Here is a 15,838-nt window from a genome sequence, read left to right as displayed (position 1 = left end):
CAATACCCAGAGTGATCCATCATGAGTAATGGATCACTTTTCTTATTTATCATTTAGGGCCTGTTGACCTTTGCTGTTTGATTTTTGTTCTTCTGAGTGTGTTTTGATCGCGACGCTCGACTTGCCGCCTAGTAATCTAGGCAAAAGTTGAGCAACAATGAACAAAGCGCACTCAGGTGAACCCAAAGGGCAGCGCCTGACTGGCATTTCTACTGTGTTATCACCTGACTTACATAGAATAACTATGCTACTCAGGCTCTGCCTTGTATAAATACCAGTCAAACTGCTGCAAAAACAAACTTGAAAGATCAACAGGCCCTAGTTGCATTACATTTGTAACTGGTGTTCTACCTTACGTGTGGTTGATAATAGATTTGATTTGTATTATTACTACCTTAAGGAAAAGAACATGAAGTCACTATTATTTGGGTTACTCACGCTTGGGATTGTCACATCAGCGCAAGCCTCACTACCTGAAAATCAGCTTGAACCTCAATTTTCAACACAATCAATGACGGGCGATTTCGCTTGGTTTAACGCGCCATCGCAAACCTGTAGTCGGATCCGCAGCATGATGTACTATCGCCACCCCGGCAACGATCATCTAACGCCTATATCAGTGCCTGTGATTTATACTGGTGGAGAGTGTTGGTCTACTGGCAGGACAACATCTAGCCAAGGTCCAAAGGAAATGTATACGCAGGTGTCAGATATCATTCATCAGCAATTTTCGAATGTGGAACATAACTACAAAGAGTTGACGACCGATATCGTCAACAATATTGCCGCGCAATCTAGTTCAAATAAAGTGAGCCACACGACTAGTCTCTACGGCACTATGCATATGAAAATTGCAGGTAGAGTCGATGCGCAAAATAAAGTACCGGTGCTGATCGATGGTTTCGATTTGAAGTCTTACGCTAAGTTTCGTAAGAAACAGCTTGGGATGAATATTTATATCCATGTCTATATTAACAACGAAAATGTCACCATCAAAGGTAAGTATGATGTACGTACCCAGCAGCTTGAGTTAGATCCGTTAATTTCCAGCTTTAAGCCTGTGGTGACGACAAAGGTAGAGTTGCCGTGGATCCTCGATTTGATAGATACCTTGACTCCGGGGATTTTTGACAAGCTTTATACTGAATTTAGCCGTATTGTGATTGATGTGTTTGAATTCTTGGGTGTGGATATGAGCGAAGATATTCCGCAGGTCATTAAACACAACGCCCAGTTAATCAATTCAGGTGTTGTTCCGCTTAAAGGCTTAGATACCTTAAGACCTGGTGATACGGCGAATTTAGAAATGGAAGTAATGCGTGGGCATTTGCGGATTAAAGATGGCCGCACCAGCTTTTATGTATTTGCTATACCTATGTTGCCGTAAGGCGTAAGCCGAACGCAATCTATTGCGTTCGGCACACAAGTTTAGTGCTTTAAATTCGCCGCAAAATGGCTTTCAAATTTTGCAATTTTAGGGGCAATCATCACACTGCAATAGCCTTGGTTTGGGTTTTCAGTGTAATAATCTTGGTGATAGTGCTCAGCAGGATAAAATTCAGGCGCAGGGCTAACCTCAGTCACTATTTTTTCACTTAACTGGTTTTGAAGTTGCGCAATACAATCTTGAGTTTGTTGCTGTTGCTGCTGGTCATGATAAAACACCACACTACGGTACTGAGTACCAATGTCGTTGCCTTGGCGATTCAACTGCGTTGGGTCATGCAGGGTAAAAAACATATTAAGCAAAGTATCAAAGCTGACAATATCGGCATCAAATTGCAGTTGGACTACCTCAGCATGACCACTGTCTCCCCGACATATCATTTGATAGGTGGGATTATCTGTGTGGCCACCTGCGTAACCTGACTGCACTGACTCAACACCATTGACGCGGCGAAATGCCGCATCAATACACCAAAAACAACCACCACCAAAAGTTGCGGTTCGTAAAGTTGCCATTATACCTCCTGCTCAGGATGTTGTTTCGACTGCTCCTCAAGACGTTTTGTCGTCTCTTCTGGAGATTGCGTCTTCTTAGCTAGTAAAGTATAGGCGGTTGGGATAACAAACAAGGTTAAAATGGTGGCAACACTGACACCGGCAAAAATCACGACACCGATCACCATGCGGCTTTCGAACCCTGGACCTGTTGCAAACACAAGCGGGATAGAGCTCATCACGGTTGTTAGCGAGGTCATAATAATAGGTCTTAATCGCTGCGCAGCAGCATCAACAATGGCTTGTTCGAAGGCAATGCCTTTGTCACGCAATTGGTTAGCAAATTCCACGATTAAGATACCGTTTTTGGCACTAAGGCCAATCAACATGACAATACCAATTTGGCTATAAATGTTTAGCGTGCTGTCGGTAATAAATAACCCATACATTGCACCAACTAAACCCAGCGGTACGGTGAGCATGATAACCAGTGGATGGACAAAGCTTTCAAACTGTGCGGCTAATACCAAGAACGTAACCGTGAGCGCCAGAATAAACACATAGGTCATCGCTGATGCACCTTCATAAAACAGCTGTGACTCGCCTTTGTAGTCGATGGCACCGTCGATATCATTCTCTTCGGCGGCAACTTTATTTAAAAAGTCGAGCGCTTGCTCCAGTGTATAGTCGCCTGCGAGGTTTGCCGTGATAGTTATCGCGCGCATACGGTTGTAGCGGTTTAATCGAGAAGCCGTGGCTTCTTCTTTTATAGTGATCAAACTGTCTAATGGCACGAGCTCATCGCTACGAGATTTCACATAAATATCAGAAATATTATCTGGAGCAGAGAAGTCGGCTTTAGTGCCTTTTAAAATCACATCGTATTCTTCACCGCGGTCAATAAAGGTGGTAACACGACGTTGTCCCAGCATGGTTTCTAGCGTTTGGCCTATAGCACTTACCGACACGCCTAAGTCTGCAGCTTTGGTTTTATCAATGCTTATCAAAAACTGTGGGAAGGTTTCTTTGTAATCGTGATCGAGACGAACCAGTCCTTTATTTTCTCGTGCGCGTTCTAGAATGCGATCGCGCCATGCGGCCAATTCGTCATAGTCGTTGCCTTGCAGTACAAACTCAATGGGACGTGAGTTACCGCCGCCGCCAATACCACGGCGCATAATAGCAAAGGCGCGAATATCTGTAACATCTTGCATTTTACCGCTGATCTCATCCATGACTTCCCAAGTAGAGCGTTTTCGCTCATCCCAGTCTGGCATGCCGATAATAGCAACACCGCCTTGACCACCCCAACCAGGCACGCGAATAAGCACGCGGCTAAGTTCCTCTGAGTCTACATAAGGAAGTAGGCGCTCTTCAATTTTTGCCATATTTTGCGAGTTGTTTTCGTAGCTTGCCCCTTCTGGGCCATTCATCATAACGAAGAAAGTACCGCGGTCTTCTTTTGGTGTCAGTTCAGACGGGATCTGTTTAAACAGGCTGTAGCTGGTAAAGCCCGCCAGTGCCAACATCACAATCAGGCTGTATTTACGCGATAAGTTGTCTTGTAAAACTCGACGATACCCTTGTTCAAGTCGTCCAAATTGACGGTCCATCCACTGACTAAAGCGGTTTTCTTTATTGCTAGGCTTTAACACTTTGGAGCAAAGGGCTGGAGACAAGGTCAACGCGGTAATGCTGGAGAACAGTACCGCAGCACTTACTGCAAAGGCAAACTCGGTAAATAGGACACCAATACGACCATCCATAAAGACCAAGGGAATAAATACGGCAACCAAAACCAGCGTTGTTGCAATGATGGCAAAGCCTACTTCACGCGCGCCACGGTACGCTGCCAGTAACTTAGGTTCGCCAAGCTCGATGCGGCGGTAGATATTTTCTAGCATTACAATGGCGTCATCGACCACAAGGCCGATGGCAAGCACAAGTGCAAGCAGCGTCAGCAAGTTGATAGAATACCCCATGGCCAGTAAGAACATAAAGGTTGCAACTAAGGCTACCGGCACGGTAACAGCAGGGATCAGCGTAGCGCGGATATTGCCAAGGAAGATGTAGATAACGAGTACTACCAACGCCATGGCAATCGCAAGTGTGCTGTATACTTCAGCAATGGACTCACGGATAAAAATAGAAGAATCGTAGCTGTCTTCTATGGTGGTGCCTTGAGGCAGGTTGCGTTTTATTTTTTCAAGCTCTTTACGGGCGTTGTCGACCACTTCTAGCGTATTGGCTTTAGCTTGCTTGACAACGCCAAGGCCAATCATATTTTTACCATTACCACGGAAGGTACTTTCGTCGTCAGCGGCTTCAAGTACCACCTGCGCGACTTCACCAAGTCGCACCAAATAGCCTTGTTCACCGCGCTTAATTACTAGGTTGTCAAAGTCTTCTTGAGTCTTATAGCTTCTGGCAATACGAACAGAAAAATCACGGTCAACGGATTCTATTTCGCCAGCGGGTAATTCTACGTTTTCTCTGCGTAGCACTTGTTCAATATCACTGCTTGTGACTCCACGAGCAGCCATCGCCTTTCGGTCTAGCCAAATCTTCATGGCGTATTGACGTTCACCGCCAATACGTACATTTGATACGCCATCAACAACCGCCAGACGGTCAACGATAAAGCGCTGGGCGTAGTCTGAAAGCTGTAAGGTATCCATGGTTTCGCTATTGAGTACAAACCAAGCGATAGGGCTTTCATCGCTGTTTGATTTCGATACTTCAGGCGGCCTAACTTGTTCTGGTAGTCTATCTAGCGCACGAGAAACCCGCTCACGGACATCATTTGCAGCAGCGTCGATATCGCGATCGATATTAAATTCGATAGTGATATTGGAGCTACCGTTGCGGCTACTGGAATTTATGCTTTTGATCCCTTCGATCCCCGAAATCCGGTTTTCTAATACTTGGGTGATCTTGGTTTCTACAACTTCCGCCGATGCGCCTGTGCAGTTAGTACTTACACTGACTATTGGAGTTTCAATATCAGGGTATTCGCGCAGCGGTAGCATAGTAAATGCCACTAAGCCAAAGGTCAGCAGCAGTAAGTTAATGACGATCGCGAAGATCGGGCGCTTTACCGCCGTATCAGTGATTCTCACGTCGCCTTACCCCTTTACTTCAACTTTTGAGCCTGAGCGGATCTTCAGGGTGCCTTCCGTGATCACTTGTTGTCCCTCTGTAAGCCCTTCATCGATAGCTACCCAGCCGCTAAAGCGAGTTTGCAGGTGTACTTCGCGTTGTTGCGCTTTACCTTGGTCGTCAATGACAAATACAAAATGCTTATCTTGTCTTGGAATGATGCTTTTTTCTGGCACCACAAGGGCTTGTAATCGAGCCAGTTCGAGTCCCATATGTAGTAGCATACCAGGGCGAAGTTTATGGTCTAGATTGGTGAAGCTCGCTGTCACTCGTACCGAGCGCGTTTGTTCATTAATGCGCGGGTCAATATGGGAGACTTTACCGGTAAATAGTTGCTCTGGGTAAGCTTCGCTTTGTGCATTCACTTGCATACCAAGTTGTAGTTGCGCTAGGTATTTTTCTGGTACCTGAAAATCCACTTTAATGATGCTAATGTCATCGAGTGTGGTGATCACTGTATTGTTGTTTACGAAGCTACCGATAGAGACATTTCGAGTACCCAATAATCCATCAAATGGCGCATAAATGGTCATCTCGGCGAGTTTTGTTTTGGTGGCTTCTAATTGTGCAGTTAAGGTGTCTACCTTTGCTGATTGCGCTTCTAGTTGAGAGCGAGCCGCCGATTGAGTTTTTGCGAGGTCTTTAAGGCGGTTTAGTTGTCTAATTTCTTCCTTTAGCGTCACTTTCAGCGCTTCGATATCGAGTTTCTCTTCGGCATCACGCAACTGGACTAGCTGATCGCCTTTTTTTACTACGTCTCCGTCATCGAAATATAGGGCTGCCACATAGTCGCTTTGGGCGCTACTCACGTTGATAGCTTGATTTGCTCTGGCGGAACCAATAGAGTGAACAGCAATAATACGTTCCTCTTTGGTTACGGTATGAGCTTGAACGGAGGTTACGGGTGCCGAGTTGCCACTCATTTTGCCTTCCGAGGCTGGTAAATATAAATAGCCGCTGATGACGACTAGCACTACAATGATAAAAGGAAACAGTGCTTTTCCTGATTGATGACGCATAAAAGTGACCCAGATTATAATTTGTCTCTAGTTTACAAAATTAAAGGCTAACAAAGTCGACGGCATATCCTGTAAATTTGTGCATTAAACGAAAATGTAATTCAATTTAAGTGTTTGTACCTAAATTAAATATTATGAAACACAGTCATTCATGTAAACGATGCATCACAATACGTAAATTAGTCGCATGGGCGATCATCATGTACATCTTTTATGTCTGGTATACACATGCTTGAAGCAAAACTACGTGCAACCGCTGACCGCAATGGCGTTGAATTTATGCTGGTTGGTGCAATTGGATTGGTTGTTATCATGCTTTTTGTCAACTTGCGTGGTACAGCTATTACTATTGTAGAAATATTTCTTGCCAGCGCCATGTTAGTGGCTATTTTTGTTGGCTTTCTCAAAAGTCAGCAACCATATTTTAGTTTATATTTTACAGAACAAGAGTTTAGGTATGTGCATAAATATGGAGCTTGGCTGCTATCCATTGTAAACTTCCATTCCAGCGGCATTCCCAAAGTTCAACAAGGTGTTGAAACACTTGAGTTAAATGCAGTTGGTATTAAACTTAATGATATTGATGCGTTTTTATTAAATTTAACACCTAGACTTGCGGGTAAATTATTGATCGAGCAGCGGCATATTTTTTTACAAGCTGTTAAAATGCATTGTGAAAATGGCAACTGCCCATCTGAATGGTTGATAGAAGAAACCGTTTTTCGCTCCAAGGCGGGAAAAGAATATACTGGTTTAATGGCAATGTTTGCAAACCGGATGGATAATTTAAAGACAGTGACGGGATATGATTTATTGATCCCCGCGACTGCCTTAGACAGGGATATTTGGCAATTTTCAGTCATGTTAAACCGCTGGAAACTTAACCCTAAAGAGGTGGTAAAAGCATTGTTAGAAGAACAAACCACCTACTGAAGATGTAACAGGATACACCAATATGAGCTTAGAAACGGCCTATATTAAAAGTGGGCGTAATACCATTATTCACAAAGAGAAGAAGTTAGATCTTGTGATTGTAAATGGTGAAGCACACCCAAAAATCAAGGTGACTGCAAATGGTTTGGTGCCTTTTAAGGAAGACTTACCTAGAAATCGAAGAGAAGCTAAAGAGCGTTATTTAGAGGTCGTCCACGTTTCGAGTATTGATGTATTTGGTGAAGTAAAACGGTTGCTGTTTATTCAGGCTTTAGACGGTCGAGAATACAAAATAGATTACAGTAAAATTGGCACTAAGTTGTTCGTGCGAATACATCAAGAGAGTTATCTATAATTCATAAGGAATAATATGAATGCATTCAAGGGAAGTTGGGTTGTACTTGCGTTAATATTAACGGGTTGTGGCGGAGGCTCTGGGAGTGATGAACCGAGCCAAGTCAGCGCATCGGTTAACGCGGGTGCTGATGTCCAAGTAACTGAAAAAACAGAAGTTACCTTGAATGCACAAGCATCACCCGCAGGTGGTACTTTTAACTGGCAAGTTATCTCTGGTGCAAACGTCAGTGAATTTCCAATTACGGAGCAACAAGCCGCTTTTGTTGCTCCGGATATTAAAGCCGATGTCAATTTACTTATTCAGGTTGATTATGTTGCGCCTGATGGCAGTCTTGCAAGCGACCAAGTGACGGTTGCTATCAAATCTAACAATCAATTACCTATACCAAGTATCAGCCAAAGTGCACCGGAAACACTACCAGCCAAATATAAAGACACTATCGTCCTAAGTGGCGCAGGCTCTTCCGATCCAGATGAAAATGGACAAGTGGTTGCTTATCAGTGGCAGCAAGTAAGTGGTCCCACAACAATACAGCCAACGGGGTTGAATACGGCTACTTTATCTTTTGTTCATCCATTATTGGCTACCTCTCAGGCGTCAATCTGGCAGTTGACGGTTACCGATGATGAAGGCGGACAAGCCAGTACCCAGTTTACCCTCGGGCTACTTGCGAATTCGGATGTGGTAGTGGCAGATGCTGGGAGCGACCAGCAAGTGCAAGAGTTTGATGAGGTCACGCTTGACGGTTCAAACAGTGATACTGTATCTGGTCAGAAACAGTGTGTATGGCGGCAGGTGACGTCTGGCACTCAGATAGCGTTAAGTTCTGTTACCGGGTGTTCAACAACGTTTAATGCACCAGATCAAAATATTTTGTCGCAAGTGGAATTTGAGCTGACTGTTACTGACTCGCAAAACCGCTCTGCTACTGACAACGTGCGCATTGATATCGAGAAAAAGCCATTAGGTAAACTAAACGATAGTGGCCAAACTGCATGTTTTAACAATACGGATGTGATCACCTGCAGTATGACGCAGTTTTCGGCTCAAGATGCGCAGCGTGGGCGTGATAATTTTGCCACTCAGGTGGCGAAAGAAGGCAGTGGGCGAGCAGGTTTTGACTTCACCAAACTAAATCGCTTTGCGGATGAATTGCCTGATGACGCTACGGACTTTGCTTGTGTTCGTGATAACGTCACAGGACTTATTTGGGAAGTAAAGGAAGCAAGTTCGGGTACATTACCAAATACTTCTTCTCGCAACGCACAAAATAGTTATACCTGGTATGTTGAGGTAGACGGGGCGATTGCTGAGGGGAGTGTGCAGGCTGCAGCAAATACAACCTGCCCGCAGGATAGCCACTGTGGTATTCAAGCTTTGATTGATGAAGTGAATAACCCTGCCGTTGGAGAGCAAAGTTACTGCGGTGGTAACAATTGGCGCTTACCAACTTATATGGAACTACTTGGGCTACTTGATTACGGCAATGCAAGTACTGCGGTGATAGATGAAGCGCTTTTCCCTAACTTACCTAGCACAACCACGCTTGGTCATCGCTATTACTGGACCTTGCAGTCGAGTTTAGATGGTACTGGAGGCACGCTGAGAAGAGCTTATGTTATCGACATGGATACGGGCAATGATTTTGCAGTAGAAAAGTCTAGCAGCGCATTTGTTAGGTTGGTAAGGAATCCTTAGGGAGCGTGGTATGAAAATTATTGCAACTATACTATTTACTTTGTCATTCACGGCTGTTTGCCAAGCGCAAACTTGCGTTGGTACCAGCTCTAATACCAGCCGCTATACGATAAACAGCAACGGTACTGTGCTGGATAGCCAAACGGGATTAATGTGGCAGCGCTGCAACTTTGGGCAAAGTTATAACGCGACTTCTCAAAGCTGTGAAGACAATGCTCAGCAACTTACTTGGCAACAGGCATTGATGGTTGCCAACGAAGACCAATTTGCAGGGTTTACAGATTGGCAAGTGCCCAACGTTAAAGAACTAGCCAGTATTGTGTATCATGAGTGTGTGACTCCAGCAATAAACATAACGGTATTTCCAACGACCAAAAGTAATAATTATTGGTCGGCTACGACCCAAACTAGCCAACCTCAGTTTGCTTGGGTGTATCAGTTTGCTGATGGTAAAAATAATCCAACTATTAAAACAGCGGATGCCTTTGTCAGGTTAGTGAGATACTATCAATAGCCCTTATTAGTGTTATTGCTACTGCCTTTGACTCTAACGGGTATGGATTTCTAATATTGTCAGTCAGACATAGCTTGTTACTTTCATCCGTCTAAAATGGCTTTGGGATTGTTTGATCTTTTGGTACTCTCCGAAGCACCCCTTTCCCGTCTTACATTCTGCACACAGGAGGCCATATGAATCGATTACTCAGCGCGATAGCCTTGTCTTGTGCCGTATTTACGTCTTCTGCTTATGCTAACAATAAGTGCGATGTTGAACTTGGGCATGGTCTTATCATCACTGACAACGAAATTCGTATCGTTGATGATGGTCAGACCCGAATTCAAATCAACAATGATAGTCAGCTTTTTATTTTAGGCCGCTGGATTGAGTTAGATCAGGAAGGGGAGAAAGTGGTGCGCGAGTATTCTTTAGGAATACGGGATACCGTTCCTGAGCTGGTTAATCTGGCGACCGATGGCGTCAACCTTGGGTTGAGTGCAATTGAGCAAGTAGTTGAGGGGATGTCCGACAAAGAACCTGAAGTGCTCAAAACGCAGTTGCAATACGTTGAACGTGCGCTGATGGATAAGTTTAAGCGTGGAGATGATTTCTTTTTTATCGCACCACAGTCACTTTCTAAAATTGATGATTTCTTTACTAAAGAGATCAGCCAAAAAATTCACTCTGCTGTTCATGGTTCGTTGGGCTCTATTTTAGTCTCTTTGGGGGATGCATTTAAATCTCGCGAAGGGAATATCGAAGATCGCATTAACGATATGGGGCAACGCATGGAGATTATTTCGAAAGAGATAGATAAATCGCTGCAGAAAAAGGCCCATCAATTAGAAGAAAAAGCGGCAGAATATTGCGAGTGCTTAAACACCTTAGATCAAACGGAAGAAAAACTACAGCGTATAGTACCTGAGCTAGTTGCTTACGATCTCGTCCAGATCCGCTCATAATCCATAGCAACTTTTAGCATTGTCTCGGCTGAGTTTATGCCAAGTTGACGATATGCCTATTACGTCAAGATAGTCCTGCCATATTTGCCAATAGCTTTTTTGCATAAGAGAAACCGGATAATTCGAACCTAGCATTAGGCTCTCTTCTCCCGCATGTGTGATTAAGTGAGTAAGCCACTTAGAGAGTGTGAGTGGATTTCCTAACATTTCGTGGCCAGAGCACTTAATCATGACATTATTAAGCGCTTCAATGCGCCTTAATATATCTGTACAAGGGCTGGTAGCGTCAATAAACCCTGCATGGTTAAATACGATTTTTAAATCAGCTTCTTGTTCTGCAAGTTGTAATAAAAGGTCGACTTTTTCGCTTTGTTTAAATTCTAATTGCGCCTCAAAATGTAGTCCGTGCTCGGCAAGACAAGTGAGATTTTCGAGCACGAAAGGCGCGGATAAACGTTGGCTGTCACTGCCTTCGGTGATGTCTCTTATCGCCACTAGGTGAGGATGTGCTAAATGCGCTATGGCTGCGCTAAATTGCTCAGGAGTCGCGTTGATGGGGGCATAACCGACGGCTTTAAAAGGAAAGCTGCCCAGTTCCTGATTTAACCAATGTAATTCGTTGATGGGATTTTGATTATCAAAACCGGCTTCCACATGCACTAAGGCTTCGAGTGTAAACTGTGAATGTTGGGGAAGACTTGTAAGGGTATGGTTCTGTCTTATTTTTTCCAGATTAGGCCAAGCGGGCGGGTTGTGCTTGAGCCAAGAATATTGTCCTAACGCTAAATCGAAAAAGTGTAGGTGGCTATCAATAACTCTCAGACTCATCACGCATTCCTTTTTTACTGTGCGGTATAACCGCCATCAATGCTTTGCAGGCTACCTGTAATAAAACTCGCATCTTCACTTAGCAAGAAAGCGACCAGCGCTGCAACCTCTTGCGGCTGCCCTAATCTACCCAACGGCTGTAACTGGGCTTCTTCTGCAACGATTTCCGCTTTATCAGCGCCGCTACGTGCGCAGTAACTATCAATGGCATGATGGAATAATGGAGTTTCAATTGTGCCAGGGCACACTGCATTCGCGCGAATGTTAAATTTGGCGTAATCCAATGCTGTGGTTTTCGCCATCGAAGCAAGCGCACATTTAGACAGGTTGTAAGCGAAGGAGTTAGGTTTACCAATAACGGCCTGATCCGAAGACATCAATACGATGCTACCGCTACCTTGTGATTTCATGCTTGGTAATACGGCTTGAATGGCAGCATAAGCGCCTTTCACATTCAATGCAAAAAGGGCATCAAATGTGGCTTCGTCGGTATCTTCGATTGTAGCACTCAGATGCTTCCCCGCGTTTGAAACGAGCGCATCTATTTTCCCTGTTTCTGCGACTATATCTGCAATTGTTGCTTTTACATCGGCGACTTTACTGACGTCACAATGGCGAAAAATCCCTTGTTCACTGGGCTGAATATCGAGGTTATAAACGGTGTATTGTTGCGATAGCAGCTTGTTGACAATGGCGGCGCCAATGCCAAAGCTGCCACCGGTAACGATGGCAACTTGGTTCATAATTAGTGTCCGCAGCCGCCAGCAGCGTGTACGTGACCATGTGAAATTTCTTCTGCAGTTGCTTCGCGTACAGAAAGGATCTCAACATCAAACGTTAGTGTTTTGCCTGCAAATGGGTGGTTTAAGTCGCAGTCCGCATTAAAGCGTCCTACTTTTACTACCTTAACCTGATGACGACCTTGGTTTGAATCGACAATAGCAGTCATGCCTGGCTTCCAAACTTTGCTGTCACCAATACCTTGAAGGTGCTTAATAGGAATGCGCTGTACTAGACCTTCTTGATATTCGCCATAAGCTTGCTCAGGCGTTAAGGTTACCGTAAAGCTATCGCCACCGGTTTTACCTTCAAGTTCACTTTCAAGACCTGGTAGCATGCCTTCAGTACCGTGCAGGTAGTTTAGTGGCTCGCCTTCTTTGCTTGATTCGATTTGGCTGTCACCTTCGTGAAGTGTGTAGTGAAACTCTACCACTGTGTTCTTTGCAATTTGCATAAGTAAACCTTAAATAAATAGTATTCGGTGACGCCATTTAGCATCCACCTGTAAAGCGTGTAGTTTACGTGAGTGCGCTTCTCGGACGCAAGTCTATCCCTTTAATTTGGGCTCTCACCTTGCTTTGGTTTGCCATGGCGCAGTATTGATTGGAGCGCTTCAATGCTAGAGATTGAGGAGCTAGCTGGTTGAGTCTTATTGCTTTTTGGCGCAGCAGGAGCCGGTAAAAATACCATTAACACTTTGCCCGGTTTTAATAGACTCTGTGCCGTGAGTGAATTCCAATTTAATAAATCTTTTACCGCGACCTTGTAGTGACGGCTGATTGTCCACAATGACTCACCTTGTTTTATGGTGTGGTGATGTTCCACTTGAGGTATGGGTTTGGCTTTTATTTCTTTAATATAAGGGCTTACATCATAGTCGACGAGTAAATCTAACTGCTCATTACTCTCGGAAACTAATAGCTTTTCGCCAACTCGGATCAAATCAGAGCGCTTATTGTTTAGCGCTTTCAGTGCACTAACACTCATCCCCGCATTTAATGCGATGCGGTAGAGTGTGTCGTTGGCTTTGACTGTGTAGCCTTGGCTGAAGTTTTCCCTGAAAAATGCACTTTTCAATAATGCTTGCTCGGATAACGGTAATAACACTTTGTGCGGACCGTTTGGAGAGCTTCTATGTTTTAAGATCCCTTGATTGAGTGCGTATAGTTGACGCTTTTTGATGCCACTGAGTTTAGCCAGTTGATTGACGTCAAATTGCTGTCCAATATCAAGTATCGACGTAGTGGCTTTATTGGGCAAACTTGGTATCTTAAAACCCTTGGGTGAGGTTTTTAGTAAGTGGCTGAGCGCTAAGAGTTTGGGCACGTAGTCTGCAGTTTCTTTTGGTAATGTTAAATGCCAAAAGTGGGTCGACTTTCCTGTTTTTTTATTTTTTGCGATGGCCTTTTTGACGCGCCCTTCACCACTATTGTAGGCTGCAAGCGCGTGTAGCCAGTCGCCATCAAAGCGTTCATGCAAGTACAGCAAATAATCAAGCGCGGCGTCGGTCGATGCTAACACATCCTGTCGACCGTCATACCATTCATCTTTCTTGATGCCGAAATGGTAGGCAGTGGCATCCACTAGCTGCCAAACTCCAACAGCATTTTGTTGCGATTTTGCTTTTGGTCTAAAGTCACTTTCGACAAAAGGAAGTAATGCGATTTCAATAGGAAGGCTTTTGCGTTCTACCTTTTTTACTACGTGATAAAAGTAGGGAGCGGCGCGCCTATTTACCACATTGAGATAATTAGGCTATGATAAATACCATTTTATGCGCTTATCAAGTCTTGGGTGAGGTGCAGTATTAAAACTGAGCTTTTGGCGTATGTGTTGCCATAAATCATCGTCTCTGAGAGGGGCTTTAACAGTAGTGGCTTTGGGTGGTTTTACCTCAACTATAGCAGGAGGCGTGACTGGCTTTTCTACGGGCACTTGAGTGAGAGCCGACAAAATGGCTTGCCTGCTCACCTGTGGACTGCTACTGCTTTTACACCCAGAGAGCATGGTTAATAATATTAACCCGCTCAGCTGTATTAATACTCTGTTCATCCTTTAACTATACCGAGAGGTTAAGTTTTATTCAAAATTTCTTTGCTGTTGAAAGTGCTGCCACTGCAATAACGCGCGTTGCTGCATGTGCTTATCTGGATATAAAATACTTATTTTTTCAATTGCTTGCTGAGTGTCTTGTAACTCTAATAAAGCCAAAAATTGTGCTGGAGTGGTCAGCATTTCTGGACGATAGGGTTTTCCTGTTGCTGGTAATATCCAATCGAGTGCATAGCGATTAAAGTGAGTAATCGCTTGTTGCCACTGTGTAGTATGTGGTAAATGCGCAAGTGGGATCTGATCCACGCTATAACCTGCTATCAAGCCTTGATATTTTGGCAGATAAACACTGATGTCATGACCGCTAAAGCCCGTGACTTGAGTAAGCTCAACCACCAAATCTCCGAGCTCCACGGTTTTAGGCGCGTTATCAATGGCTTTACTCGATGGCGCTTGTGTGGCGAGCTTGGACCACGTTGCAATCCTATTTTTTGCTAGTGCAAGTTTGGCTTGCCACTTTGGCCGTTCACTTGGCTCAAGAAGCGCGATACGATTTTCACTAAGCATGACGCTTTGGTTAAAAAGCTCAAGCTGTGAGTGAAAGGCTGTCGTCAATGCGTTGGCTGATGTTGCCGTTGGACTTAGCCATTGTAAATTTGGATAAGCATGCTTGAGTAGCACTATGCTGGTGTCTTGTTTGATATCGGCATGCAAAGAGATTACGTAACAAAGCGGAACGGTGAGGCGCTTTTCTAATTCGTGGATAAAGGCTTCTGTGGCGACAAGATCGCCATGTATGGATGCTAACAGTGCACACTGTTTGCCAATAACTAAAGCTTGATTGGGCTGTAAAGCGCTATCTTTTCCTTGGATAAAATAAACCGCGTCATTGACTTTATGGAACTGGTTAGCATTGGCGGCGGTGCTTTTAAAACTTGCCGCCAATAGAGTGATAGCCCAAATAAGAGAGATGCTGCGTAAGATAGGTTTGCTCCAGTATGTCGGCATTATTCGCCTGCTGGCAGCACTAACTTGTCGATGAGCGTGGAAACGAATTCTGTGTCTTGCTGTTGCTTTGCTTCCAATGCTTGTAAATCATGACAAAGATGTAGGGCTGCGAGTAATAACGCATTGTGATCATTGCGAACGGTTGAGCGTTTACGCATTTCTTCTACACGTCGGTCTAAAAGCGCTACGGCGTTATGCAGCGCTTCTTCTTGATCTGGCGCACATGCAAATTGATGTGACTTGCCAAGTAACGTCACTGTTACTTGGTTATTCTGCTCAGACATTAGCTAGCCTGTTGTGTTTGCAACTTATCAAGTAGGCCAGATAAAGATGAACTAAATTCTTTTTGCTTTTCTTCGCTTTCTAGCATTTCAAGCTGTAGGGTTTCATTTTCATCGATGAGTTTTTGATTTTGTTCTTTTAGTGCCGAAACTTCCGATTTTAACTGGTTATTTTGGCTCAAAAGTTGGTCAATCAACTGGTCGAGTTTTTGGAGATCTTGGTTATTCATTAATGCGCTCATATGACTGTGATTTGTCATGCAAATGTAAAACAAAGCGGCTAAGGATGCTAGTGTTTACGCGACTTTCTGCTGATTTTT

The 15,838-nt window shown here is 44.2% G+C and carries 15 protein-coding genes and 1 pseudogene; 6 read left to right on the top strand and 10 right to left on the bottom strand.

What is annotated here, in order from left to right; translation table 11 throughout:
• Window positions 1-409 precede the first annotated feature (409 nt).
• Window positions 410-1,387 (top strand): hypothetical protein, encoded by a 978-nt coding sequence (locus tag PPIS_RS12485; protein ID WP_010374234.1) that lies wholly within the window; start codon window positions 410-412, stop codon window positions 1,385-1,387.
• Window positions 1,388-1,428: 41 nt separating this feature from the next.
• Here PPIS_RS12485 and msrA read toward each other — a convergent pair whose 3' ends face one another.
• The 3 genes from msrA to PPIS_RS12470 are packed head-to-tail and all read right to left on the bottom strand — an operon-like array spanning window position 1,429 to window position 6,119.
• The gene (gene msrA, locus PPIS_RS12480; protein ID WP_010374233.1) at window positions 1,429-1,962 is read right to left on the bottom strand and encodes a peptide-methionine (S)-S-oxide reductase MsrA; all 534 of its coding nucleotides are present in this window, start codon (window positions 1,960-1,962) and stop codon (window positions 1,429-1,431) included.
• Window positions 1,962-5,060: an efflux RND transporter permease subunit gene (locus tag PPIS_RS12475; RefSeq protein ID WP_010374232.1), complete on the bottom strand. Its 3,099-nt coding sequence runs from the start codon at window positions 5,058-5,060 to the stop codon at window positions 1,962-1,964. The genes msrA and PPIS_RS12475 overlap by 1 nt, the downstream gene beginning before the upstream one ends.
• Window positions 5,061-5,066: 6 nt before the next feature.
• Complete coding sequence (locus PPIS_RS12470) at window positions 5,067-6,119, bottom strand: efflux RND transporter periplasmic adaptor subunit (RefSeq protein WP_010374231.1); 1,053 nt, start codon at window positions 6,117-6,119, stop codon at window positions 5,067-5,069.
• Between the two features lie 213 nt (window positions 6,120-6,332).
• Between PPIS_RS12470 and PPIS_RS12465 the strand changes: the two genes are divergently transcribed.
• The 5 genes from PPIS_RS12465 to PPIS_RS12445 all read left to right on the top strand — a co-directional run bounded on the left by PPIS_RS12465 (window position 6,333) and on the right by PPIS_RS12445 (window position 10,569).
• Window positions 6,333-7,052, top strand: a complete 720-nt coding sequence (locus PPIS_RS12465; protein ID WP_010374230.1) for a DUF2982 domain-containing protein — start codon at window positions 6,333-6,335, stop codon at window positions 7,050-7,052.
• Between the two features lie 22 nt (window positions 7,053-7,074).
• Window positions 7,075-7,407: a hypothetical protein gene (locus PPIS_RS12460; protein ID WP_010374229.1), complete on the top strand. Its 333-nt coding sequence runs from the start codon at window positions 7,075-7,077 to the stop codon at window positions 7,405-7,407.
• A gap of 15 nt (window positions 7,408-7,422) precedes the next feature.
• A complete protein-coding gene (locus PPIS_RS12455; protein ID WP_010374228.1) occupies window positions 7,423-9,108 on the top strand; it encodes an Lcl C-terminal domain-containing protein in 1,686 nt (561 codons plus the stop codon).
• Between the two features lie 10 nt (window positions 9,109-9,118).
• Window positions 9,119-9,622, top strand: coding sequence for an Lcl C-terminal domain-containing protein (locus PPIS_RS12450; RefSeq protein WP_010374227.1), 504 nt, complete (start codon window positions 9,119-9,121; stop codon window positions 9,620-9,622).
• Window positions 9,623-9,798: 176 nt separating this feature from the next.
• Complete coding sequence (locus PPIS_RS12445; protein WP_010374226.1) at window positions 9,799-10,569, top strand: YggN family protein; 771 nt, start codon at window positions 9,799-9,801, stop codon at window positions 10,567-10,569.
• On the opposite strand, the gene PPIS_RS12440 is transcribed toward PPIS_RS12445, so the two are convergent.
• The 7 genes and pseudogenes from PPIS_RS12440 to PPIS_RS12410 all read right to left on the bottom strand — a co-directional run bounded on the left by PPIS_RS12440 (window position 10,564) and on the right by PPIS_RS12410 (window position 15,748).
• Complete coding sequence (locus PPIS_RS12440) at window positions 10,564-11,397, bottom strand: amidohydrolase family protein (protein ID WP_010374225.1); 834 nt, start codon at window positions 11,395-11,397, stop codon at window positions 10,564-10,566. The genes PPIS_RS12445 and PPIS_RS12440 overlap by 6 nt on opposite strands.
• Before the next feature lie 14 nt (window positions 11,398-11,411).
• The gene (locus tag PPIS_RS12435; protein ID WP_010374223.1) at window positions 11,412-12,140 is read right to left on the bottom strand and encodes an SDR family NAD(P)-dependent oxidoreductase; all 729 of its coding nucleotides are present in this window, start codon (window positions 12,138-12,140) and stop codon (window positions 11,412-11,414) included.
• Between the two features lie 2 nt (window positions 12,141-12,142).
• Complete coding sequence (locus tag PPIS_RS12430; RefSeq protein ID WP_010374221.1) at window positions 12,143-12,631, bottom strand: FKBP-type peptidyl-prolyl cis-trans isomerase; 489 nt, start codon at window positions 12,629-12,631, stop codon at window positions 12,143-12,145.
• 101 nt (window positions 12,632-12,732) lie between these two features.
• Window positions 12,733-14,184 (bottom strand): annotated as a pseudogene (locus PPIS_RS12425) (LysM peptidoglycan-binding domain-containing protein).
• A gap of 72 nt (window positions 14,185-14,256) precedes the next feature.
• Complete coding sequence (locus PPIS_RS12420) at window positions 14,257-15,237, bottom strand: hypothetical protein (protein WP_010374215.1); 981 nt, start codon at window positions 15,235-15,237, stop codon at window positions 14,257-14,259.
• On the bottom strand, window positions 15,237-15,521 hold the full coding sequence (locus PPIS_RS12415) for a cell division protein ZapA (protein WP_010374213.1): 285 nt from the start codon (window positions 15,519-15,521) through the stop codon (window positions 15,237-15,239). The genes PPIS_RS12420 and PPIS_RS12415 overlap by 1 nt, the downstream gene beginning before the upstream one ends.
• Window positions 15,521-15,748 carry a hypothetical protein gene (locus PPIS_RS12410; RefSeq protein ID WP_010374211.1) on the bottom strand — a complete coding sequence of 76 codons (228 nt, stop codon included), beginning with the start codon at window positions 15,746-15,748 and terminating at the stop codon, window positions 15,521-15,523. Before PPIS_RS12410 ends, PPIS_RS12415 begins: the two co-directional genes overlap by 1 nt.
• Between the last annotated feature and the right edge of the window lie 90 nt (window positions 15,749-15,838).

The organism is Pseudoalteromonas piscicida, assembly GCF_000238315.3.
GTDB lineage: Bacteria > Pseudomonadota > Gammaproteobacteria > Enterobacterales > Alteromonadaceae > Pseudoalteromonas > Pseudoalteromonas piscicida.
Note: the sequence above shows the minus strand (reverse complement) of the source record. Positions and strands in the feature narration are given on the sequence as shown.